Origin of the sequence: Bartonella sp. A1379B (genome assembly GCF_002022485.1) — a bacterium.
Taxonomy (GTDB): Bacteria; Pseudomonadota; Alphaproteobacteria; order Rhizobiales; family Rhizobiaceae; genus Bartonella; species Bartonella rochalimae.
Genome location: NZ_CP019780.1, coordinates 1,273,788 through 1,299,988 on the forward strand (window position 1 = coordinate 1,273,788; position 26,201 = coordinate 1,299,988).

Here is a 26,201-nt window from a genome sequence, read left to right on the forward strand (position 1 = left end):
TTTCAATGTTCAATCCGTTATATCAAATTCCACAGAAAATTCCCATCTTATATATTTGCTATAAGACATTAAAAATAAGAAGGAGTAAACCCATGTATATCTTTCAAAGCCCTTGCAGTAAAAATGATAAAATCAAAAAACGCATTGCGCAATTAAAAGAGGAGCTCACAACCATCAACCGTCAGTCCCTTCAAAACAATCGTTTCGATAGCATTTCCAAAATGCTGAAAAAATGGAAACAAAAAGGACACCACGCTCTTTATCACATAAACAACCATGCCGAAGAGCTCAAAAAGAAGGCAAAAGACAATCCTAAAACCACTCTCTTATTAACTGCTGGACTCGTTTTAACCAGCTATTGTTTAATGCGCAAAAACTAACCAACGCACTAAGTGCTCCTTTTTTAAGGATTCATTGAACAGTTTTTTCACCATTCATCCAAAATGGGCACTCTGTTCTCTTATCTTGCAAAGATAAGAATTTCGCACCATTCTTTAAAACCAAAATAACAATAAAAAAATAAACCCAACGCAATCCTCTAAACTGAAAATACACTTGAGGATAAAATAAAGAGAATATTTCAATCCTTAGAATGGTGGGATGCTGTATCAACATAGGTAATCACCGACATTCCAGGAATAAGTTTTTCTATTCCCTCTTGCCCTTGATCTATGGCAATACGAATAGAGATGCGTTGCGCAATTTTGATAAAATTACCATGTGCAGTCTCTGTTCCTAATAATGAAAATTCTGATCCTGTCGCAGGAGCAAAGCGTACCACACGGCCTGTTAATTTTTGATTCTTTAAAGCATCAGCATAAAAAACAACAGGCTGTCCAATACGCATATTAGAAATCTGTGTTTCCTTATAATGGGCAATAATCCAAATGTCATCAGAAACAACAGCCACCAACCGCATACCAGACTCTACATATTGCCCTACTTGTATGCCAACCGATCCAATATGTCCTACAGCAGGAGAAATAATTTTAGTGTGCGCTAAATTTAGCTCAGCGACTTCAACACCCGCTTTTGCTTCCACAATATCCGATTGTAAACCTTGTCGTTCAAATTCTAATTTCTTGTGCAACTGGCTCTTTGTTTCAAATGTCGCGGCTAAATGTGAAGCAGCAGAAGATAATGGCAAAGTTCCTTGAGAACTTAAACCCTTAGAATGAGACAACTCGGTTATTAGCCTATCAATTTCCTTTTGCAACAATTGAATTTGTGACAAAACACTCGCAAGTTTTGCTTTTTTTGCCTCAAGAATTGCTTGCGCCTGTGCAAGCTGATATCGGAAAAGGGTATCATCCAGTTCAAATAAAACCATTCCCTTTTCAACTTTTTGATAATCTTGAACATAAACCCGTTTCACGATACCAGAAACTTGCGGACTTATCAGAGTAATATTCCCCTTAACCAAAGCATTATCGGTTTTTTGAAGGGTACTCACAAATGGCGGCAATTGCCAAGCCCATAAAATCAATACAATTCCCATTATACCGGACAGAAAGGCAACAATGGTTGATTTTGATCGCAAGATTTTGATCATTGCTTTTCACACATCCTTACTGATCACACTTTACTTTTTAACAACATCATAAAATTCTCATAAAAATATGATTTATAAAATATTTTGAGGAGAAAAATAATTAAAACAATCATTGTCATATAAAAATAAAGTCGAAAAACATCATCATAAGCCAAAACATTTGCTGTCAATTGCAACTGATCCGTTAGACTTGATATCGTTTTTTCACTCTTTAAGCTATGAGAAACTAAAGCACTGTAAGGAGAAGATAAGTGATTTATCTTCTCAAAAATAAGTGTGCCCGTCGTTGTAATTTCTTGTGTTAAATATTCAAAATGATGACGTGCGAAAAAAAATTGCAAACTACTAAAAAGAGCTGCACTCATAAGCCCTCCTGTAACTTGTGCCAATAAAAAAATTGCAATAAAACTTAAAACATAATTGGGTCCTCGGGCACTCGCTTTAACAAAACCATTACATAAAGCAGGAGGCAAAAAAAGAGCATAACCAAAACCAATCAAGCCCTGACTTATAATCATATCCACTGGACGGGTTAACTGGCTCACATGACTATCTAAATAAGAGCCCAGTGCTAAACAGCTCAAAGATAAAAGATAAAAATAATCCTCCCGACCCATTCGTAAAAAAAAGACACACACACCGCCCCCTAAAAGGGTACCAAAAGTAACCGCAAAATACATAGGGGCCATATCACGATTTAACAAACCAAAAAGATTAAAGAAATCCGCAGCTAAAGTTGATTGCTCTAATAAAAGAATTCGAAACACCAACAAAACCAAAACAACTTGGATCATTTCTTTGCTAAAAAGCCACCGTAAATCAATCAACGGAGTTTCTCTATTCAGTTCAATTATAATAGCAATCGTCAAAGAGAAAACGGCAAGTGCAAGCCCACAACCAATCCATAGCGTTTCAGTCCACCAATACCATTTGCCAATAGACATTACGATAGCATTTAAACCAAGTCCAAGGGCAATCAAACTATAACTTACCCAGTCTAATTTCTTAATGACCTTGTTGCAAACAACTGGTGTAAGTGGGAGAGAAAAAATACATCCTAAACCGATCAAAACAAGTCCCATCTCCATTGCTGAAAGACTAGAAAATCCGCCATTTTCAAGAAGACTTGGTGAAATCAAACGAGCTAAAGGAACTGCTAAAGCCGCATTCATATAATTTAAACTGATACCGATAGTGTATTTTTTTTCCGGTGCAAAAGCCTCCATCATATAGAGAAAGGCTAACGAGGCCATTGGTGCAGCAGCAATACCAGCGAAAAAACGAATAATCAAAGCTGAACGTAAATCCGTAATAAACAAATGCAAAATACACACTACAACAAATCCAAGAATCGATAATTCAGCAAAATTCCTTAAGCCGAATTGATAACGAATCTTAATCAACATGATTGCAATACTGACATGCGGTGCCATATAAGCACTGACCAACCATGTCGTTTCAATAAGTGTTGTGTTGAAATCTCCTGTGAGCTCGATAATATTGGATTGAACCATATTGGCCCCTAAGCCATAAGCCCATTGTAAAATAAAAGAAGCAAAAATATAAGTGAAGCATTTTGGCAAAGGTCCTGCAAAAATAACACCTGGATGAGTGAAAGACCCAAGTTCTGCGGCAGATCCCCCACTGTTCCCCTCGTTACTCATCTTTCTATTCTCGCATTTCATTATGTCAGTACTGAAGCACCATCCATAGAAATTAATTTCTGAAAAACCTCTACCACTTTATGATGAGTTCCACCACTCGTGTTTTCTTCTACCATGACTCGAACTTCTGCCATGCGTTGTTCAAGATCCTGAAGAGATAAATGATTAACGGCAACAGCGGTTTCAGCTAAGAGAGAGCACCCCGAAGATGTAATATCTGCAACCCCTCCTAAAAGAGCAAATATTTTTTCTTCTGAGGAAGACATAACCCTAATAACACCTGGAACGAGACTCACCACTAAAGGAGCATGATTAGCCATAATCGTTAAATATCCCGATACTGAAGGCAGAACAACAGACATCACTTTTTCTGAAAAGATAAGTTTTTCAGGTGATACAAGCTCAAACAAGAAAGATTCTGTTCTTTTATTTTCCACGGGAACCCCTTGTTTTTCTAGGACAAACATTCATCACAGAGCACCTTTTATGAAGAAGCTTCTTCAATCAAACGTTTTCCTTTTTCAATTGCTTCATCAATCGAACCAACCATGTAAAAAGCTGCTTCTGGTAAATCATCATAATCACCAGCACACAATCCTTTAAATCCTTCGATAGTCTCTTCTAAAGAAACCAACTTTCCAGGAGCCCCAGTAAAAGCTTCCGCTACATGGAAAGGCTGCGAAAGGAAACGCTCAATTTTACGCGCCCGCGCAACCAACAATTTATCTTCTTCAGACAATTCATCCATACCAAGGATAGCGATAATATCTTGCAAAGATTTATAACGCTGCAAAATAGTCTGAACCTGACAAGCAACAGTATAATGCTCTTCACCCACAATCAATGGATCCAGCATTCGCGAAAAAGAATCGAGTGGATCAACTGCTGGATAAATCCCCTTCTCTGCAATTGAACGGGAAAGAACCGTTGTGGCATCTAAATGCGCAAAAGACGTAGCAGGCGCTGGATCAGTTAAATCATCAGCGGGAACGTAGATAGCTTGAACAGACGTGATAGACCCCGTTTTGGTACTTGTAATACGCTCTTGCAAAGCTCCCATATCCGTTGCCAAGGTTGGTTGATACCCCACAGCAGAAGGAATACGTCCCAACAGAGCTGAAACTTCAGCGCCAGCTTGTGTAAAACGGAAAATATTATCCACAAAGAAAAGCACATCTTGCCCTTCATCACGAAAATTCTCTGCAATTGTCAAGCCTGAAAGTGCTACACGTGCACGTGCCCCTGGTGGCTCATTCATCTGTCCATAAACAAGAGCACATTTTGAACCCACAGTGGACCCATTTTCTCTCGGGTCAACGTTCACACGACTCTCAATCATTTCATAATAGAGATCATTCCCTTCACGTGTACGCTCTCCTACACCGGCGAACACTGAATAACCCCCGTGTGCTTTTGCGATATTGTTGATGAGTTCCATAATTAAAACAGTCTTACCAACACCAGCTCCCCCAAACAAACCAACCTTTCCCCCCTTCGAATAAGGAGCAAGCAAATCAATCACTTTAATTCCAGTAACAAGAATTTCTGATTCGGTTGATTGTTCCACATATTGAGGCGCTTCTTGGTGAATTGAGCGTTTTTTAGTCGCCATAATAAGTCCAGCGTCATCAACAGGTTCCCCAATCACATTCATAATACGACCAAGAGTTGCCTCTCCAACAGGCACACAAATTTGCGCTCCCGTATCATAAACCTTTTGACCACGAACAAGGCCCTCTGTTGTATCCATCGCAATGGTGCGAACTGTATTTTCACCCAAATGTTGAGCAACTTCTAGAACAAGCTTATTGCCCAAATTTTCTGTTTCTAACGCATTAAGAATATGAGGTAATTCTCCTTCAAAATGCACATCAACAACAGCGCCTATCACTTGCCTAATTTCACCAATAGATCCCTTGTGATAAACAGTCTTAGAATCAACATGCGCAAGACTAGAAGAGTCCTTGGTCTTTTTTGCCGATTTTGCTGAGGAAGTCTTTTTTACGCCTGAACGAGCAACTGATTTTTTTTCTTCACCCTTTGCTGTTCTTTTTTTTGACGTTGTTGCTTTCATCATTAATCTTTACCTTCTCACTTTAAAGCGCTTCAGCGCCCGCAATAATTTCAATCAATTCGGTCGTAATCTGCGCCTGACGCTGACGATTATACGTTACCGTCAATTTATTAATCATTTCACCGGCATTCCGTGATGCATTATCCATAGCGCTCATTTTTGCGCCCATTTCACCCGCGACATTTTCAAGCAAAGCACGGAAGATTTGTACAGAGAGATTACGTGCGACAAGCGCATCCACCAGAGAAACTGCATCCGGTTCATAATCATAAACAGCTGCTTGAACACTCCCACCTTTTTTTTCTTTTTTAACACCACCACCCTCATCAGAAAATTCCTTTTGAGCAACGACTGGAATCAAATTGACGGCCTTTGGAGACTGGTTAATAACCGACACAAATTCAGAATAAAAAAGTGTACAAACATCAAACACCTCTTCATTGAAAAGGTCAATAATACGTTGACTTACTTTAACCGCCTCTGCAAAACTGATCTGTTTCACAGAGCGCAAATCAATATGATCAATCATCAGAGCTTTAAAATCACGAAGTAAAATATCCGCTCCCTTTTTTCCAACAGTTAAAATTTTAACTGTCTTACCGAGAGAAAGAAGGCTATTAATGTGTTCACGCGCACGACGAACAATTTGCGTATTAAAAGCCCCACACAAACCACGCTCAGCCGTACATACAACCAAGAGATGCTTATCGTCTCGACCCGTACCACGCATCAAAGCTGGGGAATCCACTGGATCAAGATCAGCAGACACATGCGCTAAAAGAGTAGCCATATGCTGAGCATAAGGCCGTGCAGATTCAGCCGCTTCTTGCGCACGGTGCAACTTTGCTGCTGCAACCATTTGCATAGCTTTGGTAATTTTCTGCGTTGCCTTAACCGAGGCAATACGGTCTCTAAGATCCTTTAGCGACGCCATTCAAGCATTCCACCAATCAATTAAGAAAAATTCTTTGCATAATAATCAAGAACAACAACCATCTGTCTTTTAATTTCATCCGTTATTTGTTTCTGTTCAGCAATCGCCTCTAAGAGCTCCACATGATTATTGCGGAGTAGTGTTAAAAGCCCTTGTTCAAATCGCCCAACATCAGAAACAGCTAATGAATCAAGATAACCATTCACACCAGCAAAAATAACAACAACTTGTTCTTCTACTTTAAGTGGTGAAAATTGTAACTGTTTTAAAAGCTCGGTCAAACGTGCACCACGATTTAAAAGATGCTGCGTTGACGCATCTAAATCTGAACCAAATTGCGCAAAAGCGGCCATTTCCCGATATTGCGCTAATTCACCCTTGATAGAACCAGCAACCTGCTTCATTGCCTTAATTTGAGCAGCAGAACCAACACGTGAAACAGAAAGACCAACATTCACTGCAGGACGAATCCCTTGATAGAATAAATTTGTCTCCAGAAAAATCTGACCATCAGTGATCGAAATCACGTTGGTTGGAATATAAGCAGAAACATCATTGGCTTGTGTTTCAATTACTGGCAGTGCCGTTAAAGATCCAGAACCATAATCAGCATTAAGCTTTGCAGCTCGCTCCAAAAGACGAGAATGCAGATAAAAAACATCTCCTGGATAAGCTTCACGACCAGGAGGACGACGTAACAAAAGAGACATTTGACGATAAGCAACAGCCTGTTTAGAAAGATCATCATAACCGATCAACGCATGTTGACCATTATCACGAAAATATTCTCCCATAGCACAACCAGCGAGAGGAGCAATAAATTGCATCGGAGCAGGATCAGAAGCTGTCGCTGCAACAATAATTGAATAGTCAAGAGCTCCGCGTTCTTCTAAAACTTTAACAAACTGTGCAACCGTTGAACGTTTTTGACCGATTGCCACATAAATACAATATACTCTGTCTTGATCTTCCTCAGTATCATTGTCATGAAAATGCTTCTGATTTAAAAATGTATCGAGCAAAATCGCTGTTTTTCCTGTTTGACGATCACCAATCACCAATTCACGCTGCCCACGTCCAATGGGAATTAAGGCATCAATAACCTTTAATCCAGTTGACATTGGCTCATGCACAGACTGACGTGGGATAATACCAGGAGCCTTAACATCAACACGACGACGCTCCTTCGCTTTAATAGGACCTTTTCCATCAATGGGATTACCGAGTGCATCAACAACACGACCAAGCAAAGCAGGCCCTACAGGAACATCCACAATAGCCCCGAGCCGCTTAACGGTATCGCCCTCATGAATGTCACGATCTGATCCAAAAATCACAATCCCAACATTATCCATTTCCAAATTCAGCGCCATCCCCTGCACACCATTGGAAAAAGCAACCATTTCACCTGCCTGGACATTATCCAAACCATAAACGCGAGCAATTCCATCACCCACAGATAAAACCCAACCAACTTCTGAAACTTCAGCTTTTTGGTCAAAGCTTTTGATTTGTTTTTTTAGGATTTTTGAAATTTCAGACGGTCTAATATCCATCAGCTGACCTCTTTTTTCAATGCAAGCTTAAGTGAAGATAATTTTGTTATAAGGGACGCATCAATCTGACATGACCCTAAACGAATGATAAACCCACCAAGAATTGTTGGATCACTGGAAAATTGTAATACAATTTTTCCTTTCACAACATTCTCCAATGCCGTGCGCAACATTTCTTTCTGATCAGCATTTAATGGATATGCAGAAACAACTTGCGCAAAAAACTCTCTCCGGAAAAGAACAATATGACGCTGAAAAGCACGTAAAATACTAGAGAGTGCAAAAAGCCTACGATTAGCTGCGATAACCCCTAAAAAATTGCGAAAAATACGACCTGCCTCTTCATGCGCAAATTCTATAGTTTCACAAAGGACATTTAACGCTTCCTTTTGTTCTTTTTCTGAAAAAAACGGACTGTGCACAAAGTATTTTAAATCCTCATTTTGCTCTAAAATGTTCAATAAAGACGCCACTTCCTTTTCCACATGTTCGACACATCCTGCTTCTTGAACCAAATCAAAAAAAGCTTTTGCATAACGCTGGCTCACGAGCGGCAATGGGACAAGAGAAACTGAATCTGACACGAAATACCGCCTCTTTTCCTTAAGGGATTCTCTGATATTGATCAGAAAAAATGGACCACATATTTCAAATTCTAAAAATCTTTTTCTTGAAACTCAGAACAAAAAATTTTCCAATCTCTAGCATAGACATAATTGACTCGCAACACCACAAAGTAGTGCTTTTTGAAAATTTTTCGTTAAAATAATTAAAATAGCTTTTCAGTTGATGGATGAGGAACACAATTTTTTTTGAGTCCATTTTTAATCTTGGCTGAGACCTGATTTAAGTTTCTCATATCTCCTTCATGAAAGGTGTCGAACACTGAAGAGGAAATTTCTTGTCCAACTTTGGATAATAAAATATCGATTTTAAAACTTTCATCCATCAAAAGAGCTTTCACAACATCTCCTGAAAGATCCAATATACGTGCCTTTTCCATCAATTTGCGATGATTTTTTAAATGCTGCAAAATTTGTGCTGTCAAAGGTCCGACAACAGCCTTATGATCAATATTCAATAATTTATTAAAGGCCATAATATCTTGCAAAATTATATCATCATAAAAAACCGCGTAGGCGTAAACCAACTGGCGAGCATTTACAACTGGAAAACCACAAAGGGACTGCATTGTTTTTTGTGGAGAAGCAATGATTGGCTGAAAAACTTTTTCCACTTCTCTTATTAAGCGATAAGTAAAAACAAAAACAGTCGCATCGGCACTTTTCATTTCCTTTTTTTCATTATTTTTAATGACATCAGAAACCGATGCGTGCGCTCCTGTCCCAATAAACCAACTCAAAATAAAAAGGATAAATCCCATCTTTTTCAAAACAACTCCCCCTTTAAAACAGTCTTTTAACAAACAAATATCCCTAAACTTTTCAGAGAAAACTTTGCGGATCAATATCAATCTGAACCCGAACCGAACTAGGCTTTTTTGGTGCACGAGATAGAACAACACGAATAAACCCTTGTAAATCAAAAGAGCGCTGCCCATGAAATAATAGGCGAAAACGATAACGCCCCCGCACAAGTGCCAACTGTGCTTCTGCAGGCCCCATTACCGATACACCTTTCATCGATGGTGCAACCTGGCGCAATGCACGGGCATAATTTTCCGCCACTTGGCGTTTTTCCGAAGAAATAATCAAAGCTGCAAGTCGTCCATAAGGAGGCAAAACATCATGTTGGCGTATTGCAATCTCACGCTTATAAAAATCCTCACGCTGTTGTGAAAGCAAAGCTTTTATAACCGGATGATCTGGTTGATATGTTTGCAACAATCCTAAACTTTCTAATCCCATACGCCCTGCACGCCCTGTAACCTGAGACAAAAGTTGAAAGGTACGTTCACTTGCACGTAAATCACCATTGGCAAGCCCTAAATCAGCATCAATCACCCCAACCAAAGACAATCCGGGAAAATGATGCCCCTTAGCAACTAACTGTGTTCCAATAATAATATCCACATCCCCCTTTGCAATTGCTTCTAATTCTCGCCGCAATTGACTGATTCTTCCTTTTAAGTCAGTAGATAAAATAAGCAACCGTGCCTGTGGAAAAAGTCTCTGTGTTTCCTCGGCAATTCTTTCCACCCCTGGCCCACAAGCCACTAAATGATCCAATGTCCCACATTCTGGACACGCTTCTGGAAGAGGTTCATAATAACCACAATGATGACATTTAAGCTGTCCTCGCAAACGATGCTCAACCAACCAACTTGAACAATCCGTACAATGGAAACGATGTCCACACATTCGACAAAGTGTTAAAGGCGCATATCCACGCCGATTGAGAAACAAAAGCGCCTGCTCACCCTTTTCCAAAGTTTTTCTTAAAGCTCGTTCAAGAACAGAAGAAATAAAGCGTCCTTTTTCTACACCCCCTTTACGCATATCAATGACTTGCAAATCCGGCAGTGCTGCTGCTTGAAACCGTGAAGGCAAATGCACCCGCTGATAACGCCTCCATAAAACATTCACTTGACTTTCAATGGAAGGAGTCGCTGATGATAAAATAACAGGACAACGCTCAAAAGATCCGCGCGCCACAGCCATATCCCGCGCATGATAAAAAATACGCTCTTCTTGTTTATAAGCACCATCATGCTCTTCATCAACAACGATTAATCCAAGATCCAGAAAGGGTAAAAAAAGCGCTGAACGCGCTCCTGCAACAACCCGCACCTTTCCTTCTAAAACTTGCCGCCACACACGTTCACGACGACGTGGGGTTAAATCAGAATGCCATTCAGCTGCTGAAGCTCCAAAACGCGCACGAAAACGGTCTAAAAATTGTTGTGTTAAAGCAATTTCTGGCAGTAAAATCAAAACCTGTTTGTTGTCCCTTAGCGCTTGAGCTACCGCTTCAAAATAGACTTCTGTTTTTCCAGATCCCGTAACTCCATCAAGCAAAAAAACCTGAAATTGAGAAGACAAAACACCTTCTCGCAACACATTCGCTGCCGCTTTCTGTGCTCCTTCTAAAACAGGTGGACAAAAATCAGGATCAGGGAGAGCAACCACTGCTTGTGCTGGCACCATAACTTCTTCAAAAACCCCAAGTGATTTTAAAAGATCTACCACGGAAAGCGCAGTTTTGGCCGCATGAGCAAGATCAGAACGATTCCAAATCATTCCATCACGCGCCAAGTCTAAAACGCGCGATCGTGCTGGTGTTAATCGTGCCACATTCCCTCCACAATAACGCAGTCCCACCATCTTTTCTTCTGGATCTAAAGCTGTCGGTACACGTAAAACTAACCCCGCGATAAGACCGAAAGGCGTCATGGTATACTGACTAACAAAACGCAAAAACGCGATCATCTCAGCTTTTAATGGCGGACAATCAAAAACGTGCGTCACAAAGCGCAATTTATCACGCGCTACAGAAACAGCGGTTATGTTCTTTAAATGATCCTTTTGTTCTTCTTCAAAGATCGACTCACCAACAGCAACCACAAAACCACAAATCTCGCGTCCTGCAACAGGAACACGCACAAAAGAACCAACTTTGACCTCTATATGCGGTTCTACCCCATAGCTATAAGCTTGAAAAACTGGGATCGGCACCACAACCGAAACAATTTTCATTTCTGTCACAATGGACATCACCTTTTCATCAATAGTACTTTGGTTTTATTGTCGCATTTTTCTATTCTTGTACTACCCTATTTTTTCCCTGGTCTGTGCTTTATATAACCAATCCAATAACTATCCCAGAATGAAACAATAAGATAAGAGACTTTTTTCATCGATTTTCTTTCGTCTCAAGACGTTTTGTACCACTTCTCTATCCATCAACCAAATCCTTGCTTTTTCTATAAAGAATGACGCATAACATAGACAAAAAGAACCAATGGAAGTGTTAAAAACAAACTTTTAAAAACCAAGGAGATGTGAAATGAAATTTTTTGTGGATAGTGCTCACAGAGAAGATATCCAAGAATTACAAAATTTAGGATTAGTCGATGGTGTCACAACCAACCCTTCTCTCATTCTCAAATCTGGACGGAATATTCTGGAAACCATCAAAGAGATTTGCGCTCTTGTCAGCGGACCAGTCTCTGCTGAAGTTGTTGCAACTGACTTCGATAATATGATGAAAGAGGCGGCTGTTTTAGCAAAGATTGCCAACAATATTTGCATCAAACTTCCCTTAACACTTGATGGATTAAAAGCTTGTAAAGCCCTCACTGAACAAGGATTAAAAACAAACCTTACCCTTTGTTTTTCGGCCAATCAAGCTTTGTTAGCTGCAAAAGCAGGTGCAACATTTATTTCACCCTTTATCGGAAGAATCGATGACTGTGGATATAATGGTATTGAACTGCTCCATGAAATTCGTACTCTTTATGACCAATATAATTTCAACACTCAAATTTTGGCTGCTTCTATCCGCTCTGTCAATCACGTTAAAGAAGCAGCATTAAGTGGTGCAGATGTTGCAACTGTTCCACCAGCAATCCTAAAAAATCTGATTAAACATCCTCTAACCGACCAGGGCTTACAAACATTTGCGGCGGACTGGGCAAAAACGGGACAAAGCATCGCTTAAAAAGCATTTAAAACCCTACAAATATTATGATTCTTCTTCAAACATCTCAACTGGGATGTTGAAACAAACAAAAATATAAATTGAAGGGACGAGAATAAGATTTTTTTGGCTATACCGTGTCTAAAACTTCTTCATATCCTTTTAATTGTGAAAGAATTTGAGCTTTTACAAAGAAGAATTTTTTGCGAGATCTTTTGCAAGCAACATAAAAATGCGTTCAGCTAATTCTTCAGCAACGCGTTTTTGCGCATTTTTTTCAGCTTGCACCGTTGCATATTCTTGACGAAGTCGATCAAAAGAAGCCCTTATTGTTCCTGCCCCTTTCGCAATAAGTTCATTGTTCATAGTCTTTAAAAGATAAGAAGCTCTACTCACAATTGTCCCAACAGAAGGGTGTCCCCTTCCATCCCCTTCCTGGTCATTATCTATATCTATCTCGAAAGATGTTCGTGTAAAAACCGATGTTTGCAATGACAATTGATAAAGAGGTACAGAAGGCTTTCCTCCATGCCCATAGAGAAGAAACAATAAATGATTACGAACCATTTGACTGAAATGATCAGAGGGTTCTTCAATCACAATGGCTGCAAATTTCTCAGAAAGTCCTGTAGAAATCTTTTCTGATGTCCCACCATGCAAAAGAGAAATTGCGGATGTCGATCCCTGTGAAACCTGACGATAAAGTGGTTCAACGGTACATCCACTAAGAAAAGCAAACAAACAAGAAAAAATAGCAACACTCAATCCATTAAATAATGACATTAACAATCCTTTTTGGAACAATAATCATTTTCTTAATAGATTTGCCAGCTAAGTGTGCTTGGACAAAGTCAAGAGCACAAACCGCTTCTTCAATTGCCGCATTATCAGCCACTGCAGCAAGAGTGACAGTCCCTCGTTTTTTGCCATTAATTTGCACTGGTAAAGTAATATATTCCTCAACCGTTAATGCAGAATCATAAGCAGGCCAAGCGCACTGCGACATCAGTGTATTCCCACCCAAAGCAGCATGACATTCTTCTGCTAAATGAGGCATCATAGGAGCGATCATTGCAATGAAAAAATCCATTGCTTGACGCAGTGCAGACTTCATCTCATCTTCAGCATTTTCTATATTATTTAAAGAGGAAGCAATCACATTCAATAATTCATAAAGGCGTGCGACAGCTCGATTAAAAGCGAGTTTTTCTAAATCATCTTCTACAGCACAAAGTGTGCGATGGGCTGCTTTGGAAAGCTCCAAAGCAGCTCCTTGCTGTCCTGCACATGACTTTGCTTCCTTTAAAACCGGAGCACTTAAAGCCACTAAACGCCAAACACGCTGCACAAAACGGTGCGCCCCTTCAATTCCAGATTCCGACCAAATGACATCACGCTCAGGAGGAGAATCCGATAACATAAACCAGCGTACAGTATCCGCCCCATAGGAAGCGATAATGTCATCAGGATCAACGACATTCTTTTTTGATTTGGACATTTTTTCAATTGAACCAATCCTTACTTCACTTTGATCGGTCAACTTATAGGCATGACGTTTTCCATCCTTTTCAACAATTGCGACATCCGCTGGCGAAACCCATCCTTTCTCATCTTGATAGGTTTCATGAACAACCATACCCTGCGTAAACAAGCCTTTGAAAGGCTCATCTACCGAAACATAGCCTATCATCTTCATTGCACGTGTGAAAAAACGTGCATATAAAAGATGCAAAATCGCATGTTCAATCCCACCAATATATTGCTGAACAGGTAACCATTGCGCTGCTATTTTCTGGTCTATTGGTTCTTGGGCATGGGGTGTTGTAAAGCGTGCATAATACCAAGAAGAATCAACAAAAGTATCCATTGTATCGGTTTCACGTTTTGCCAACTGACCACAAGAAGGACAAACCACCCTTTGCCATTCATCATGGCGCGCAAGTGGATTACCGGGCTGATCAAAAGTGACATCATCGGGTAACACAACGGGCAAATCATCACGTGGGACAGGCACGACACCACAATCCGTACAATGGATTATAGGAATCGGACAGCCCCAATAACGCTGACGCGAAATTCCCCAATCCCGTAATCGAAATTGCACTGTTTTTTGTGCTTGAGGCTGATCCTTGAGCAACTGTTTCTCAAGCCGTTCAGCAACCATTTGAAAAGCTTCTTGCGGTGTCAAACTATCTAAAAAACCTGAATTCATCATCACGCCGTCGCCCATATAAGCTGTTTCAGCAATGACAAACTGCTTAGCGTCACTTTCTTTTGGTACAATTACTGGACGCACAGCAAGATTATATTTTCGAGCAAAATCCAAATCTCTCTGATCATGAGCAGGGCAGCCAAAAATAGCTCCGGTTCCATAATTCATGAGAACAAAATTAGCGATATAAACAGGAAGACGCACCGTCTGATCAAAAGGATGAAGAGCAAAAAGTGGCGTACGAAATCCTTGTTTTTCCACTGTCTCAAATGCCGCTTCTGTAGTACCATGACACTGACAATCTTTAATAAAAGTATCAAGTGTCTTATCTTTTTGCGCTAAAGCTTTTGCAATTGGATGATCAACAGAAAGTGCTAAAAAAGAAGCACCAAAAAGAGTCTCAGGACGTGTTGAATAACAAACAATCTCATCAAATGCATCACAGACATCATCCACTATATTGGTTTTATGCAAAGCCCAACGAATCAGAAGCCCCTGTGATTTGCCAATCCAATTTTTTTGCATAATGCGTACTTTTTCTGGCCACTGATCAAGCGTTTCAAGTCCCGCCAATAAATCATCACTAAAATCACTGATTTTGAAAAACCACTGGGTTAATTCGCGTTGTTCAACCAATGCACCAGAACGCCAACCACGACCATCAACAACCTGTTCATTCGCTAAAACTGTTTGATCAACGGGATCCCAATTAACTTTAGCCACCTGCCGTGCAATAAGCCCCTTCTGATAGAAATCCAGAAATAACATTTGTTGACGATGATAATAGTCGACATCACATGTAGCAAATTCACGGGACCAATCCAAAGAAAAACCCAGTTGCTGCAACTGCTTTCGCATGACCTTGATATTGTCATAGGTCCATACTTTAGGATGGACTTTATTTTGCATGGCAGCATTTTCAGCAGGCATTCCAAAAGCATCCCATCCCATTGGATGTAGCACATGAAATCCCTTTGCCCGCTTATATCGGGCAACAACATCGCCCATAGTATAATTGCGCACATGCCCCATATGAATACGTCCAGAAGGATAAGGGAACATCTCTAAAACATAATATTTTTCATGCTCACCATTATCAGCGACTTGAAAAATTTTCTTTTCATCCCAAATCGCTTGCCATTTTTTTTCCTGTGCACGTGGATTATAGCGTTCGCTTATCATTCCCGTTATACTCTTTATAAAATTAACTTCAAAATTCTTGCAAGATTCACCACGGATTAACTTTATCGTCAACCTTTTCATGAATTATTTTAAAGCTTTTATAAAAAAATTATCTCATTCTTGCATAAAAACAGAAAGCACACCCCTATGAATATACCTCATATTTCCTCTATTGACGCGTGGAAAAACCTTCAACAAGACATTGCCAAAACATGTCATGACTATCATCGCCCCGTGGAGAATATTCAACTCATTGCTGTTTCAAAAACTGTTGCCGCAAACAATATTGTTCCTCTTCTACAAGCAGGCCACTCCCTTTTTGCTGAAAATCGCGTGCAAGAAGCAGCCGAAAAATGGCCTTCCTTACGACAAAAATTCAACACAATCGAACTTCATCTTATTGGTCCCTTACAATCCAACAAAACAGCAGAAGCTGTCAGAATCTTCGATGTGATTCAAACTGTTGATCGAGAAAAAATAGCTAAAAGCCTAGCAGAAGAAATGCACAAGCAAAAAAAGCATCTCCCCTGCTATATCCAAGTCAATATAGGATTAGAACCACAAAAAAGTGGCATTTTTCCACACGAAGTGAAAGCCTTTGTTGCTCAATGCAAAAATAATTATGGGCTTGATATCGTTGGACTGATGGGCATCCCTCCTATTCAAGAAAATCCCGGCCCTTATTTTGCTCTTTTAGCAAAACTTGCAAAAGAAATTGGTCTTTCAAAACTCTCTATGGGCATGTCCAATGACTTTAAAATCGCTCTCCAATTTGGTGCAAATGTTCTTCGTATTGGATCAGCTTTATTTGGTCCCCGCTCCTTTTAATGATTGTCTTTTTTAAGACTTTCCACCTTTTACAAACACACATAAAAAAGCTTTTTTGATCTTCATTGCATAAAATTAACTATTCAAGCCTATGACTTAAACTAAGTTAAATATAAAATTTTCATTCTTATCAAAGTACTCATGAAAAAGTTGTCCCCAAAATAGAATAACAAGATAGCCATAGAGCAATCTTTTTGATATCAATAAAATAGGAGGGAAACAATGTCTGAAAAAACTTACCAGATCCAATGTATCTCAAAAATAGCATAACAAGAGAGCAACAGAGCAATCTTTTTGACATCAATAAAATAGGGGGGAAACAATGTCTGAAAAAACTTATCCAGTACCAATGCATCTCAAAAAAAATGCTTTCATTCACTACGAAACCTACCAACAACAGTATCAAGAAAGCATTAACAATCCAGAAGCTTTCTGGGCAAAACATGGTCGCCGTATTGAATGGTTTAAACCCTACACAAAGGCAAAAAACGCTTCATTTAATGACTCTGTATCGATTAAATGGTATGAAGACGGAATTACCAATGTAGCTTATAATTGCATTGATCGTCATTTAAAAAATCACGGTGATCAAATCGCACTTATTTGGGAAAGTGATGATCCCAATATTGATCAAAAAATAACTTATAATTCTCTGTATGAAAAAGTCTGTCGTTTTGCAAACATCTTAAAAAAATACGGTATTAAAAAAGGAGACAGAGTCACCATCTATCTACCAATGATTCCTGAAGCAGCTTACGCTATGCTCGCATGTGCCCGTATTGGAGCTATTCATTCAGTTATCTTTGCTGGTTTTTCTGCTGAAGCGATTGCAGGGCGTCTCATTGATTGTGAATCAACTTTTATCATTACTGCTGATCAAGGTTTACGTGGAGGAAAAACAATTAATTTAAAAGAGAATATTGATCAAGCTATTCATATAGCAGCACGCCACAATGTGCATGTCAACCACGTCATGGTCATACAACGCACAAATGAAAAAATTAACTGGGTTGCAGAACGTGACTTCTGGTACCATGAAGAAGCACTTCAAGCTCCAACTGATTGTCCCCCTGAAAAAATGAATGCAGAAGATCCTCTTTTTATACTCTATACCTCAGGATCAACAGGCAAACCAAAAGGTGTTCTGCATACAACAGGTGGATATCTTGTCTATGTATCGATGACACATCAATATGTTTTTGATTACCATCCCCATGAAATTTATTGGTGTACAGCTGACATTGGCTGGATCACTGGCCACTCTTATTTGGTCTATGGACCTTTATGTAATGGTGCGACTACCTTAATGTTCGAAGGCACACCAACTTTCCCTGATAAAGGGAGATTCTGGGATATTGTCGATAAACATAAAGTCAATACACTCTACACCGCACCAACGGCTATTCGTGCTTTAATGGGCGCAGGAGACTCATATGTCACCCGCTCTCAAAGAACCTCTCTTCGCCTCTTAGGAACAGTAGGCGAACCGATCAATCCAGAAGCATGGGAATGGTTTTATCATACCATTGGAGACAGCCGTTGTCCCATTCTTGACACATGGTGGCAAACAGAAACAGGAGGACATATCATCACTCCTCTCCCCGGAGTAACAACACTCAAACCGGGATCAGCTACACATCCATTCTTTGGCATCCGTTTACAAATCATTGATGCGCAAGGAAATGTTTTGGAAGGAGAAGCAGAAGGAAGCCTTTGTATCGCTGATTCATGGCCTGGTCAAATGCGCACCCTTTATAATAACCATGAGCGCTTTATCCAAACATATTTTTCCACATATAAAGGAAAATATTTTACAGGCGATGGATGTAAACGGGATAGCGATGGCTATTATTGGATTACAGGACGAATTGATGATATACTTAATGTTTCTGGTCACAGACTAGGAACTGCTGAACTTGAATCAGCCCTTGTTTCACACCCTTCTGTTTCAGAAGCAGCTATTGTAGGATATCCTCACTCTATTAAAGGACAAGGAATTTATAGTTTTGTAACCTTAATGGAAGGGATAACATCAAGTGAGGAGTTACACCAAAATCTTATTCAACATGTAAAAAAAGAAATTGGGGCTATTGCAATAATAGATAAACTTCAATTTACTGCCCAATTGCCCAAAACACGATCAGGAAAAATCATGAGACGTATTTTGCGAAAAATTGCTGAAAATGATCTTGATACCCTAGGAGATATTTCAACCCTTGCCGAACCACAAGTCATCGATGATCTTATTGCAAACCGGCAAAATATAGAAAATAATTGAGGTTACCAATAGAACAATAACATTGGAAAAAGAAAGTAAATTAAGTGCTTAAGAGAGCATTGTCATCATATTCACTCCAAAAACAGAAGTGGTATTTAAAAGTGATTCGTTTTGAAAATGTTGGTTTGCGCTATGGAATGGGACCCGAAATCCTCCGGGATATTAGCTTTCACATTCCCGAAGGGTCGTTTCAATTTATAACCGGAGCTTCTGGATCAGGAAAAACATCGTTGATGCGTCTTATGTTTCTTGCAATCAAACCAAATCGTGGTCACATTGATTTATTTGGCAATGATACAGCATTACTTAAACGACGAGAGCTTCCTGCTCTACGACGACGTATTGGGGTTGTTTTTCAAGATTTTCGATTGCTTGATCATATGACAACTTATGAAAATGTTGCTCTGCCTTTACGCATCAAAGGACAAGAAGAAGCAACCTATCGCAGTGAAGTGGAAGATCTTTTGCGATGGGTTGGTCTTGGAAATTATATTCATGTTTTACCACCCGTCCTTTCAGGTGGAGAAAAACAAAGAGTAGCGATTGCACGTGCTCTTATTGATCAACCCGAAATTCTTCTCGCAGATGAGCCCACAGGAAACGTTGATCCATCTTTAGCATCGCGCTTACTTCGCTTATTTATTGAATTAAATCGTTTTGGCACAGCTGTCGTCATTGCTACCCACGATATCTCATTGATGGAGCAAGTTTCAGCGCGGCGTTTAATTCTTCACCAAGGACGGATGACAATTTATGAATAAATCTTCCTCCATTTTCTACATTCTAAAACGCATCTTTACAGCTGATAAAGGAAAAAGAACACCTCTTATTCCTAGTAATAATATCTCTGGGCAAGCATTAGTTGCAGTCATTGCTATTATGACATTTCTTTCAAGCTTAACATTAATCAGCGTTGATTTAATACAACGCGCTGCCAATAACTGGAGCAGTCAAATAAGCTATGAAGCAACGATTCAAATCCGTCCAATTGAAAATATTGATATTGAAAAATCTCTCCATGATGCTGTTAAATTAGTGAAAACATTTCAAGGTGTACAAAACGCCAAAATTATTGATCAAAGAGCCACTGAACAATTACTCGAACCATGGCTTGGAACAGGTATATCCCTCAAAGAATTTCCCATTCCCCGACTTATCATTGTCACTTTGAAAGAAAATGAAAAAATTGATTTTCAAGCAATCAGTCACGCTATTAAAACACAAATTCCAGGTGGTCAATTCGATGATCACCGCTTTTGGATGAATCGATTTAGCACTATGACACAAACAACTGTTTTTATTGGTTTTGCAATTCTAGCTCTCATTCTTGGCTCATTAATCCTTACAATTATTTTCGCTACATGTAACGCGCTAGCAGAAAATGCACATATCATTAATGTCTTATATTTTCTGGGTACTGAAACCGTCTTCATTGCCCAACAGTTTGATTGGCATTTTTTTAAAACTGCATTCCGCGGTGCATTATATGGCGGTGTGATCAGTATACTACTCTTTAATGTTTTTCTTTTTTGGACAAATTACAATTTAGGTTTAGAAAAAACGCGTCAAATTATCGCTTTATTTGGGCACTTTTCCATTAGTTTGACCACCTATGGAAAAATTTTCATTCTTATTCTTTGTGTTGCTATCATCACAGCGCTTACCAATCGAATTACGATTCTCGCACAACTTAAAAAAATCGATCAATGCGACAACGGCTTATTTTAATTTTATGACCCACAATACTCCTGATCCCAATTTTTCGCATAACAATTTTGCCCATGATAGACCGCAAAATTCTCTTCTTAAATACAGAATAGATGTTACGAGAAAACGTAAACGATTTTTTTACTATTTGCCACCAACAGCATTCTTTATTTTGATCATCATTCTCATTTTTTGTTTTACTTTTGTTGCCTTTACTGAAAAAGTTGGGCAGCTTACTCCTCCACAGCCTTTACCGAAAGCTGATGCTATTATTGTCCTTACAGGAGGAAAAAACAGAATAGAAACAGGATTAAAGCTTTTACAAAAAAAGCTTGGTTCGCGACTCTTAATCAGCGGAGTGAACACAACAACACATCCCAACAGACTGATCCGTATCATGAACATCAATCCTCGACTCTTTTCCTGTTGTGTTGACATTGATCATCAAGCAGTCAACACTCAAGGAAACGCTAAAGAAAGTGCTCATTGGATCAAAAAGCATCGCTATAAAACACTTTATATCGTTACTCACGATTATCATATGATCCGTTCTTTACTTGAGTTTAAATATTTAATGCCTGACGTCAATTTTATTGCCTATCCGATAAAACAAAATGTTGCGGATAACTGGATAAAACAAGCCAATCAAATACGTCTTCTTGCCCTTGAATATATCAAAAGCATCAGTGTAAAAATAAGAATCATATTGTCTTCTTTGTAAAAAAATTTTCAACTGTCTTTTCACTTTAGACAATCAATCCTTTTTTCATATTTCCCTGCATCATAGATATTTTTAACTCTTAACATTCCAAAAACAACTCAACAATCTTATAAACAAGACCATCCTTTGCTCTTACAATTACGAAAAGAGTCATCATCCTCTTGAATGAAGTTTCTCAATCCCGTGCAAGAGCAACGACAGGATCAAGCCGTGAAGCTTTTCGTGCTGGAAAAAAACCAAAGCCTACCCCAATAAAGGCTGCAAAGAGAACAGCTATTATGATTGAACGAACAGTATAAATCAATTGTATAGGAGAATTTCCCAACATAAATATCCCCCCAATAGCAAGTCCAAAGAGAACCCCTAAACTTCCACCAATCAGACAAACCAAAATTGATTCAATTAAAAATTGTTGCAAAATATCACTCTGACGTGCACCAATCGCCATACGTACCCCAATTTCATTAATCCGCTCAGAAACAGTAACAAGCATAATATTCATGACTCCAATTCCGCCCACAATGAGTGAAATTGCTGCAATTGAAGTCACTAAAAGCGTTAAAATATCTGTACTATTCACAATTTTTTTGCGAAACTCTTCCGAATTTTTAATAAAAAAATCTTCTTGCCCATGCCGCATAATTAACAAACGCCGAATCATAGTTTCTGCTAAATGTGAATCAACGTTATCAGCAATTTTAAGAATAATAGCACGAACATCTGTTCTACCAAGAAAGCGCATTTGTACTGCCGTATAAGGCAAATAAATCTGTATTGTATCTGAAACACCGCTATTGTTTTGTGAATCCACAACACCAATGATACGAGCTGGCACATTCCCCACACGTATAATTTTTCCAATAGGATTTTCTTGACTATGGGGAAAAAGAACAGAAAGCGCCTCTTTTTCTATGATCAAATCAACAGCCCGATCACGCACACTTGATTGATCAAATAACCTTCCTTGAATGATTTTCAGCCCCTGTATTTCAAAAAATTGTTCTCCTACACCAACAACAATAGCCTTTGTTTCAATTGCATTATAATACACCATCGAGCTTACCGAAATCTGAGACGTAACACCAGCAACATAAGGCAATTCAGACAGTGCTTCTGCATCTGCCTCCACTAAACTGGTTATTTTTCCCGATTGTGGATCAGAAAAGCTTTTACCTGGCATAATTGTCAAAGTATTGGTCCCGAAACTCTTTAAATTTTCAAGAATCTTTTTCTGGGTACCATTTCCCAAAGCAATCATCGCAACAACTGAAGAAATACCGATAATCATCCCAAGCATTGTTAAAAAAGTCCGCATTCGATGGGCATTCATGGCCAATAAAGCCATAACAAACGCTTCACCAAAACGTCCCATAAAAGCGCGGAAAATTCCCAACTGTTGAGTACTTTTGAAATTACCTTCTTTTTGAAAAGAGTGTTCCTTATTAGGTGTTTTGTTAATTTTTGAAACAGTATCAGAAATAATCTCCCCATCACTGATCTCAATAATACGATCTGCCCTTTCGGCGACCTGCATATCATGCGTTACAATGATAATAGTCCGTCCCTCTTGATGAAGCTCATCTAAAATATGCAAAACTTCTTGACCACTTTTTTTGTCTAAAGCACCGGTTGGTTCATCTGCAAGAATAATATCAGCATCATTCATTAAAGCACGAGCAATTGAAACACGTTGCTGCTGCCCTCCTGAGAGCTGATTGGGATAATGGCCCATCCGATCACGCATTCCTAAACGTGTTAAAAGGCTCTGTGCACGTTGTTTTCTTATTTCTACTGAACATCCTGCATAAATAGCCGGAATTTCAACATTTCCAAGAGCCGTTAATTCTTTGAGCAAATGATAACGCTGGAAAATAAAACCAAAATGATTGCGTCGCAAAGCTGATAAATCATCTGCTGAAAGCAAAGCCGTATCTTTACCAGCAATCCAATAGCGCCCTGAACTTTGTCGATCCAGACAGCCTAAAATATTCATGAGCGTAGATTTTCCTGAACCTGATGCTCCTACAATTGCAACCATCTCGCCACGCTTAATGGTTAAATTAATGTTTTTTAAAACACGGATCAATGTCTCACCTGCACGAAATTCGCGGACGACATCTTCCAAGACAAGAACAGTATCCTTCGATTCTGTTATCATGTTTTAAGCCCTATTTTCACTCTGTAAATTAGAAGATACGAGCAATCCATCTCGTGCACCAACCACCACCACATCCCCCTCATTAAGCCCAGAAACAATCTCAGCCATCACTTTATTATTGAGTCCGACTATTACTTGTTTTGTAATCACTTTATCGCGACCAACCAAAAGCTGCACCCATGCTTTACGCTCTTTTGTCTCATTGCGCAAAGCATCACTTGGAACCAACAAGACATTTCGAGCACGCCCTAATATAATATGCACTTGAGCGGTCATATAAGTGCGCAAAAAACGATCTTTATTGTTAACATGCACAAGCCCATTATAATAGATAGCTGATGACGCTAAAGAGCTCGATCCCGACATGTTAGGATTAATACTAATATCGCTACGAATATCTTCAGGAGCAGGTTCTATTGTCTCTAATGATCCCTCATAACGACGTTTTGCGTCTCCTAAAATGGTGAAATAAAGATCTTGTCCTGCATGAACTTTTAAAATATCCGCTTCTGAAATTTGCGCCTTAATTGTCATTTTCGTCAAATCTCCTAAAATAACAATTGTCGGTGCTGACTGAGTTGCATTAATATTTTGTCCTTCTTCGACAACGGTTGCTAAAACTGTTCCTGAAGAAGGCGCTGTTATCTTCGTATAGCTTAAATTCACTTCTGCACTTCTCACATCAATTTGTGCTTGCACAATCTGTTCCTGAAGTTGAGCAATTTGAGCTTCACGTATTTTGACTTGCGTGACTGCATCATCAAAATTAGCACGTGAAACCGCTCGTGCTTCAATCAGTTTATTTTGACGCTCTAAATTTTGTTTTGCCAAAGTGAGATAAGCTTCATGCTCTTTTAAACTCGCATAATAATAGGACAAGACTGCTTTTTTTCTTTTCAGATCATTTTCCTGATCCGTAGGGTCAATCTCTGCTATAAGATCTCCTTCTTCTACAAAATCTCCTGATGAAACACGGACAGAAACCACACGCCCTGTTGCACGCGCACCAATAGCCACCAATCGATAAGGACGCACAATTCCAGAAGCTAAAACCGTTTCTTCAATATCACCACGCGTAACCACTGCTGTCATATAATTTGGTGTATTTTTACTCCCAAATAAAACAAAGAGCATCTTAAAGGCAAAGATGATAATAACCACACTGCAAAATAAAAAAAGCTTTTTGCGTTTTATGGTTGCATATTTTTCCATAAGATATTTCATCATTGTTTCGCCCTCACATGTGAACTGGTAATCTTATCAACGACCTCTGGACGAGATACATCAACGACACCATTCCATCCTCCTCCTAATGCCTTCATCAATACGATATAATGCTTTGCCAAAGTGATAGAGCTATCACTCAATGACATTTGCGAAGAATAGTAGGAACGATAAGCATTGAGTAACTCGAGAAAGCTGGTATTACCACTTTCAAAAAGGTCTTGCGAAAGCTTCAATGAATGTGAATAAGCTGCATTTGCAGCCAATAACTTTTTTAAACGCTGTTGTTCTTTGTACAATCGCACCAATGCATTCTCTACTTCTTCTAAAGCTCCTAACACTGCCGCTCGATAAGCAATAAAAGCTTGATCACGCTGAGCACGCGCTACAGCAATCGAGGCAACCACTTGTCCTCCATTAAAAAAAGGAAAGCGAATATTTGGTCCAAAGGACCAACCAATCGTCGAACCTTTTGCTAATTGACCCACGGATTCTGCTGTTGTAGAAATATTACCTGTTAAGCTTAATGAAGGGTAACGTTCTGCTTCGCGTTGACCAATTCGCGCTGTCGCTTGAGCATATTGACGCTCAGCACGTCGTAAATCTGGACGTGTCAACAAAATATCAGCAGGAATTCCCACAGAGATTGGCCATTTTGGTTTTGGAATCTGTTTCTTTTTAGCGCTTTTTTGCAAAAAATCCTGTAATGCTATAGGCACACGCCCAGTTAAAACAGAAAGACGATGAATACTCATCGATAAATTCACTTCCATCTGTAAAATATCGGCCTCTGTATTGATCATTTGTGCTCGTGCATTTGAATTATCCAGCTCTGAGATGTCCCCAGCTTTCAATTTAGCCTCTATTAATTGCGCTGTTTTTCGCTGCAACGCAGCAATAGAGCGCGCAATCGACAGTTTTTGTTGCCAACCACGCATTTCAACATAATTCGTTGCGATATCTCCTAAAAGAGTAACCATTGTAGCCCGCAGATCCTCTACCGCCGCATCAAGGCCATAACGTGCTGCTTCAACTGCTCTTTTATGTCCCCCAAACAGATCAAGCTCCCAACTTGCATCAAAACCACCACGATATTGACTCAAAGAAGTATCAGACTGACTAGAACCATGAGTGCCGACAATGGAACTTGAAATACTTGGCGAAAGATGTCCAATCGATTGCCCTAAACTAGCCCGCGCTTCACGAACCCGCGCTTTCGCAACCGCAATACTATTATTTGCAGCGATTGCATCATGAATCAACGCATCTAAAATCGGATCATTAAAATTTCGCCACCAACCCGCAAGTGTAGCGGAATGTTCAAGAGTTTGTACAGAAGAATGTTGCCCCCAAATTGCTGGAACAGAAAAAGATGTTTTACGATAATCGGGGCCAACAACACACCCTGGCAGAACAAAAAAAAACAGACAAAAAGGATGCAAAAACCCTTTTGATAGAATCTGTTTTAAATGACTGATCCTCATCCATTCCTCTGCATTCTTCGAGAATTAA

General features: G+C 39.4%; 21 protein-coding genes. 7 read left to right on the top strand and 14 right to left on the bottom strand.

Features of this window, described 5'->3' with window-relative positions; all coding sequences use genetic code 11:
• Positions 1–92: 92 nt before the first annotated feature.
• Positions 93–380 carry a hypothetical protein gene (locus tag BA1379B_RS05585; RefSeq protein ID WP_035006520.1) on the top strand — a complete coding sequence of 96 codons (288 nt, stop codon included), beginning with the start codon at positions 93–95 and terminating at the stop codon, positions 378–380.
• A gap of 200 nt (positions 381–580) precedes the next feature.
• Here the strand turns inward: BA1379B_RS05585 and BA1379B_RS05590 are convergent, their stop codons facing one another.
• The 9 genes from BA1379B_RS05590 to BA1379B_RS05630 all read right to left on the bottom strand — a co-directional run bounded on the left by BA1379B_RS05590 (position 581) and on the right by BA1379B_RS05630 (position 11,454).
• The gene (locus tag BA1379B_RS05590; protein WP_078692483.1) at positions 581–1,552 is read right to left on the bottom strand and encodes an HlyD family secretion protein; all 972 of its coding nucleotides are present in this window, start codon (positions 1,550–1,552) and stop codon (positions 581–583) included.
• Positions 1,553–1,575: 23 nt separating this feature from the next.
• Positions 1,576–3,216, bottom strand: coding sequence for an MFS transporter (locus BA1379B_RS05595; RefSeq protein WP_078692484.1), 1,641 nt, complete (start codon positions 3,214–3,216; stop codon positions 1,576–1,578).
• Positions 3,217–3,236: 20 nt separating this feature from the next.
• On the bottom strand, positions 3,237–3,653 hold the full coding sequence (gene atpC / locus BA1379B_RS05600; RefSeq protein ID WP_078692485.1) for an ATP synthase F1 subunit epsilon: 417 nt from the start codon (positions 3,651–3,653) through the stop codon (positions 3,237–3,239).
• 47 nt (positions 3,654–3,700) lie between these two features.
• Entirely contained in the window at positions 3,701–5,293 is a 1,593-nt protein-coding gene (atpD, locus tag BA1379B_RS05605) for a F0F1 ATP synthase subunit beta (protein ID WP_078692486.1), read from the bottom strand.
• A 19-nt stretch (positions 5,294–5,312) separates the two neighbouring features.
• Positions 5,313–6,224, bottom strand: coding sequence for a F0F1 ATP synthase subunit gamma (locus tag BA1379B_RS05610; RefSeq protein WP_078692487.1), 912 nt, complete (start codon positions 6,222–6,224; stop codon positions 5,313–5,315).
• 20 nt (positions 6,225–6,244) lie between these two features.
• Positions 6,245–7,780, bottom strand: a complete 1,536-nt coding sequence (gene atpA / locus BA1379B_RS05615; RefSeq protein ID WP_078692488.1) for a F0F1 ATP synthase subunit alpha — start codon at positions 7,778–7,780, stop codon at positions 6,245–6,247.
• A complete protein-coding gene (atpH, locus tag BA1379B_RS05620) occupies positions 7,780–8,364 on the bottom strand; it encodes an ATP synthase F1 subunit delta (protein ID WP_078692489.1) in 585 nt (194 codons plus the stop codon). The genes atpA and atpH overlap by 1 nt, the downstream gene beginning before the upstream one ends.
• Before the next feature lie 185 nt (positions 8,365–8,549).
• Positions 8,550–9,164 carry a hypothetical protein gene (locus BA1379B_RS05625; protein ID WP_235692221.1) on the bottom strand — a complete coding sequence of 205 codons (615 nt, stop codon included), beginning with the start codon at positions 9,162–9,164 and terminating at the stop codon, positions 8,550–8,552.
• A 61-nt stretch (positions 9,165–9,225) separates the two neighbouring features.
• Positions 9,226–11,454 carry a primosomal protein N' gene (locus BA1379B_RS05630; protein ID WP_078692490.1) on the bottom strand — a complete coding sequence of 743 codons (2,229 nt, stop codon included), beginning with the start codon at positions 11,452–11,454 and terminating at the stop codon, positions 9,226–9,228.
• A gap of 292 nt (positions 11,455–11,746) precedes the next feature.
• Between BA1379B_RS05630 and fsa the strand changes: the two genes are divergently transcribed.
• Positions 11,747–12,400 (top strand): fructose-6-phosphate aldolase, encoded by a 654-nt coding sequence (gene fsa / locus BA1379B_RS05635; protein WP_078674021.1) that lies wholly within the window; start codon positions 11,747–11,749, stop codon positions 12,398–12,400.
• Positions 12,401–12,565: 165 nt separating this feature from the next.
• Here the strand turns inward: fsa and BA1379B_RS05640 are convergent, their stop codons facing one another.
• Both BA1379B_RS05640 and leuS read right to left on the bottom strand, forming a co-directional pair.
• Positions 12,566–13,162, bottom strand: a complete 597-nt coding sequence (locus BA1379B_RS05640; protein ID WP_035006509.1) for a hypothetical protein — start codon at positions 13,160–13,162, stop codon at positions 12,566–12,568.
• Entirely contained in the window at positions 13,149–15,773 is a 2,625-nt protein-coding gene (gene leuS / locus BA1379B_RS05645) for a leucine--tRNA ligase (RefSeq protein WP_078674022.1), read from the bottom strand. Before leuS ends, BA1379B_RS05640 begins: the two co-directional genes overlap by 14 nt.
• A gap of 147 nt (positions 15,774–15,920) precedes the next feature.
• Between leuS and BA1379B_RS05650 the strand changes: the two genes are divergently transcribed.
• The 5 genes from BA1379B_RS05650 to BA1379B_RS05670 all read left to right on the top strand — a co-directional run bounded on the left by BA1379B_RS05650 (position 15,921) and on the right by BA1379B_RS05670 (position 21,307).
• The gene (locus BA1379B_RS05650) at positions 15,921–16,601 is read left to right on the top strand and encodes a YggS family pyridoxal phosphate-dependent enzyme (RefSeq protein ID WP_035006506.1); all 681 of its coding nucleotides are present in this window, start codon (positions 15,921–15,923) and stop codon (positions 16,599–16,601) included.
• Positions 16,602–16,923: 322 nt separating this feature from the next.
• Positions 16,924–18,879 (top strand): acetate--CoA ligase, encoded by a 1,956-nt coding sequence (gene acs / locus BA1379B_RS05655; protein ID WP_035006505.1) that lies wholly within the window; start codon positions 16,924–16,926, stop codon positions 18,877–18,879.
• A gap of 101 nt (positions 18,880–18,980) precedes the next feature.
• Entirely contained in the window at positions 18,981–19,640 is a 660-nt protein-coding gene (ftsE, locus tag BA1379B_RS05660; RefSeq protein ID WP_035006504.1) for a cell division ATP-binding protein FtsE, read from the top strand.
• A complete protein-coding gene (locus tag BA1379B_RS05665; protein WP_035006503.1) occupies positions 19,633–20,607 on the top strand; it encodes a cell division protein FtsX in 975 nt (324 codons plus the stop codon). Before ftsE ends, BA1379B_RS05665 begins: the two co-directional genes overlap by 8 nt.
• A 4-nt stretch (positions 20,608–20,611) precedes the next feature.
• The gene (locus BA1379B_RS05670) at positions 20,612–21,307 is read left to right on the top strand and encodes a YdcF family protein (RefSeq protein ID WP_078674024.1); all 696 of its coding nucleotides are present in this window, start codon (positions 20,612–20,614) and stop codon (positions 21,305–21,307) included.
• Between the two features lie 175 nt (positions 21,308–21,482).
• Here BA1379B_RS05670 and BA1379B_RS05675 read toward each other — a convergent pair whose 3' ends face one another.
• From BA1379B_RS05675 to BA1379B_RS05685, 3 genes are read right to left on the bottom strand one after another with little or no spacing between them, the layout of a single operon-like run.
• Positions 21,483–23,465, bottom strand: coding sequence for a MacB family efflux pump subunit (locus BA1379B_RS05675; protein WP_078692491.1), 1,983 nt, complete (start codon positions 23,463–23,465; stop codon positions 21,483–21,485).
• A gap of 3 nt (positions 23,466–23,468) precedes the next feature.
• Positions 23,469–24,689 carry an efflux RND transporter periplasmic adaptor subunit gene (locus BA1379B_RS05680; protein WP_442855934.1) on the bottom strand — a complete coding sequence of 407 codons (1,221 nt, stop codon included), beginning with the start codon at positions 24,687–24,689 and terminating at the stop codon, positions 23,469–23,471.
• Positions 24,689–26,173 carry an efflux transporter outer membrane subunit gene (locus BA1379B_RS05685; RefSeq protein WP_078674027.1) on the bottom strand — a complete coding sequence of 495 codons (1,485 nt, stop codon included), beginning with the start codon at positions 26,171–26,173 and terminating at the stop codon, positions 24,689–24,691. Before BA1379B_RS05685 ends, BA1379B_RS05680 begins: the two co-directional genes overlap by 1 nt.
• Positions 26,174–26,201 lie beyond the last annotated feature (28 nt).

Coding starts and splice junctions, on each gene's coding strand:
- BA1379B_RS05585 (WP_035006520.1), top strand. CDS start 93: ATGTATATCTTTCAAAGCCCTTGCAGTAAAAATGATAAAATCAAAAAA.
- BA1379B_RS05590 (WP_078692483.1), bottom strand. CDS start 1,552: ATGATCAAAATCTTGCGATCAAAATCAACCATTGTTGCCTTTCTGTCC.
- BA1379B_RS05595 (WP_078692484.1), bottom strand. CDS start 3,216: ATGAGTAACGAGGGGAACAGTGGGGGATCTGCCGCAGAACTTGGGTCT.
- atpD (WP_078692486.1), bottom strand. CDS start 5,293: ATGATGAAAGCAACAACGTCAAAAAAAAGAACAGCAAAGGGTGAAGAA.
- BA1379B_RS05610 (WP_078692487.1), bottom strand. CDS start 6,224: ATGGCGTCGCTAAAGGATCTTAGAGACCGTATTGCCTCGGTTAAGGCA.
- atpA (WP_078692488.1), bottom strand. CDS start 7,780: ATGGATATTAGACCGTCTGAAATTTCAAAAATCCTAAAAAAACAAATC.
- BA1379B_RS05625 (WP_235692221.1), bottom strand. CDS start 9,164: ATGGGATTTATCCTTTTTATTTTGAGTTGGTTTATTGGGACAGGAGCG.
- BA1379B_RS05630 (WP_078692490.1), bottom strand. CDS start 11,454: ATGTCCATTGTGACAGAAATGAAAATTGTTTCGGTTGTGGTGCCGATC.
- fsa (WP_078674021.1), top strand. CDS start 11,747: ATGAAATTTTTTGTGGATAGTGCTCACAGAGAAGATATCCAAGAATTA.
- BA1379B_RS05640 (WP_035006509.1), bottom strand. CDS start 13,162: ATGTCATTATTTAATGGATTGAGTGTTGCTATTTTTTCTTGTTTGTTT.
- leuS (WP_078674022.1), bottom strand. CDS start 15,773: ATGATAAGCGAACGCTATAATCCACGTGCACAGGAAAAAAAATGGCAA.
- BA1379B_RS05650 (WP_035006506.1), top strand. CDS start 15,921: ATGAATATACCTCATATTTCCTCTATTGACGCGTGGAAAAACCTTCAA.
- acs (WP_035006505.1), top strand. CDS start 16,924: ATGTCTGAAAAAACTTATCCAGTACCAATGCATCTCAAAAAAAATGCT.
- BA1379B_RS05665 (WP_035006503.1), top strand. CDS start 19,633: ATGAATAAATCTTCCTCCATTTTCTACATTCTAAAACGCATCTTTACA.
- BA1379B_RS05670 (WP_078674024.1), top strand. CDS start 20,612: ATGACCCACAATACTCCTGATCCCAATTTTTCGCATAACAATTTTGCC.
- BA1379B_RS05675 (WP_078692491.1), bottom strand. CDS start 23,465: ATGATAACAGAATCGAAGGATACTGTTCTTGTCTTGGAAGATGTCGTC.
- BA1379B_RS05680 (WP_442855934.1), bottom strand. CDS start 24,689: ATGAAATATCTTATGGAAAAATATGCAACCATAAAACGCAAAAAGCTT.
- BA1379B_RS05685 (WP_078674027.1), bottom strand. CDS start 26,173: ATGAGGATCAGTCATTTAAAACAGATTCTATCAAAAGGGTTTTTGCAT.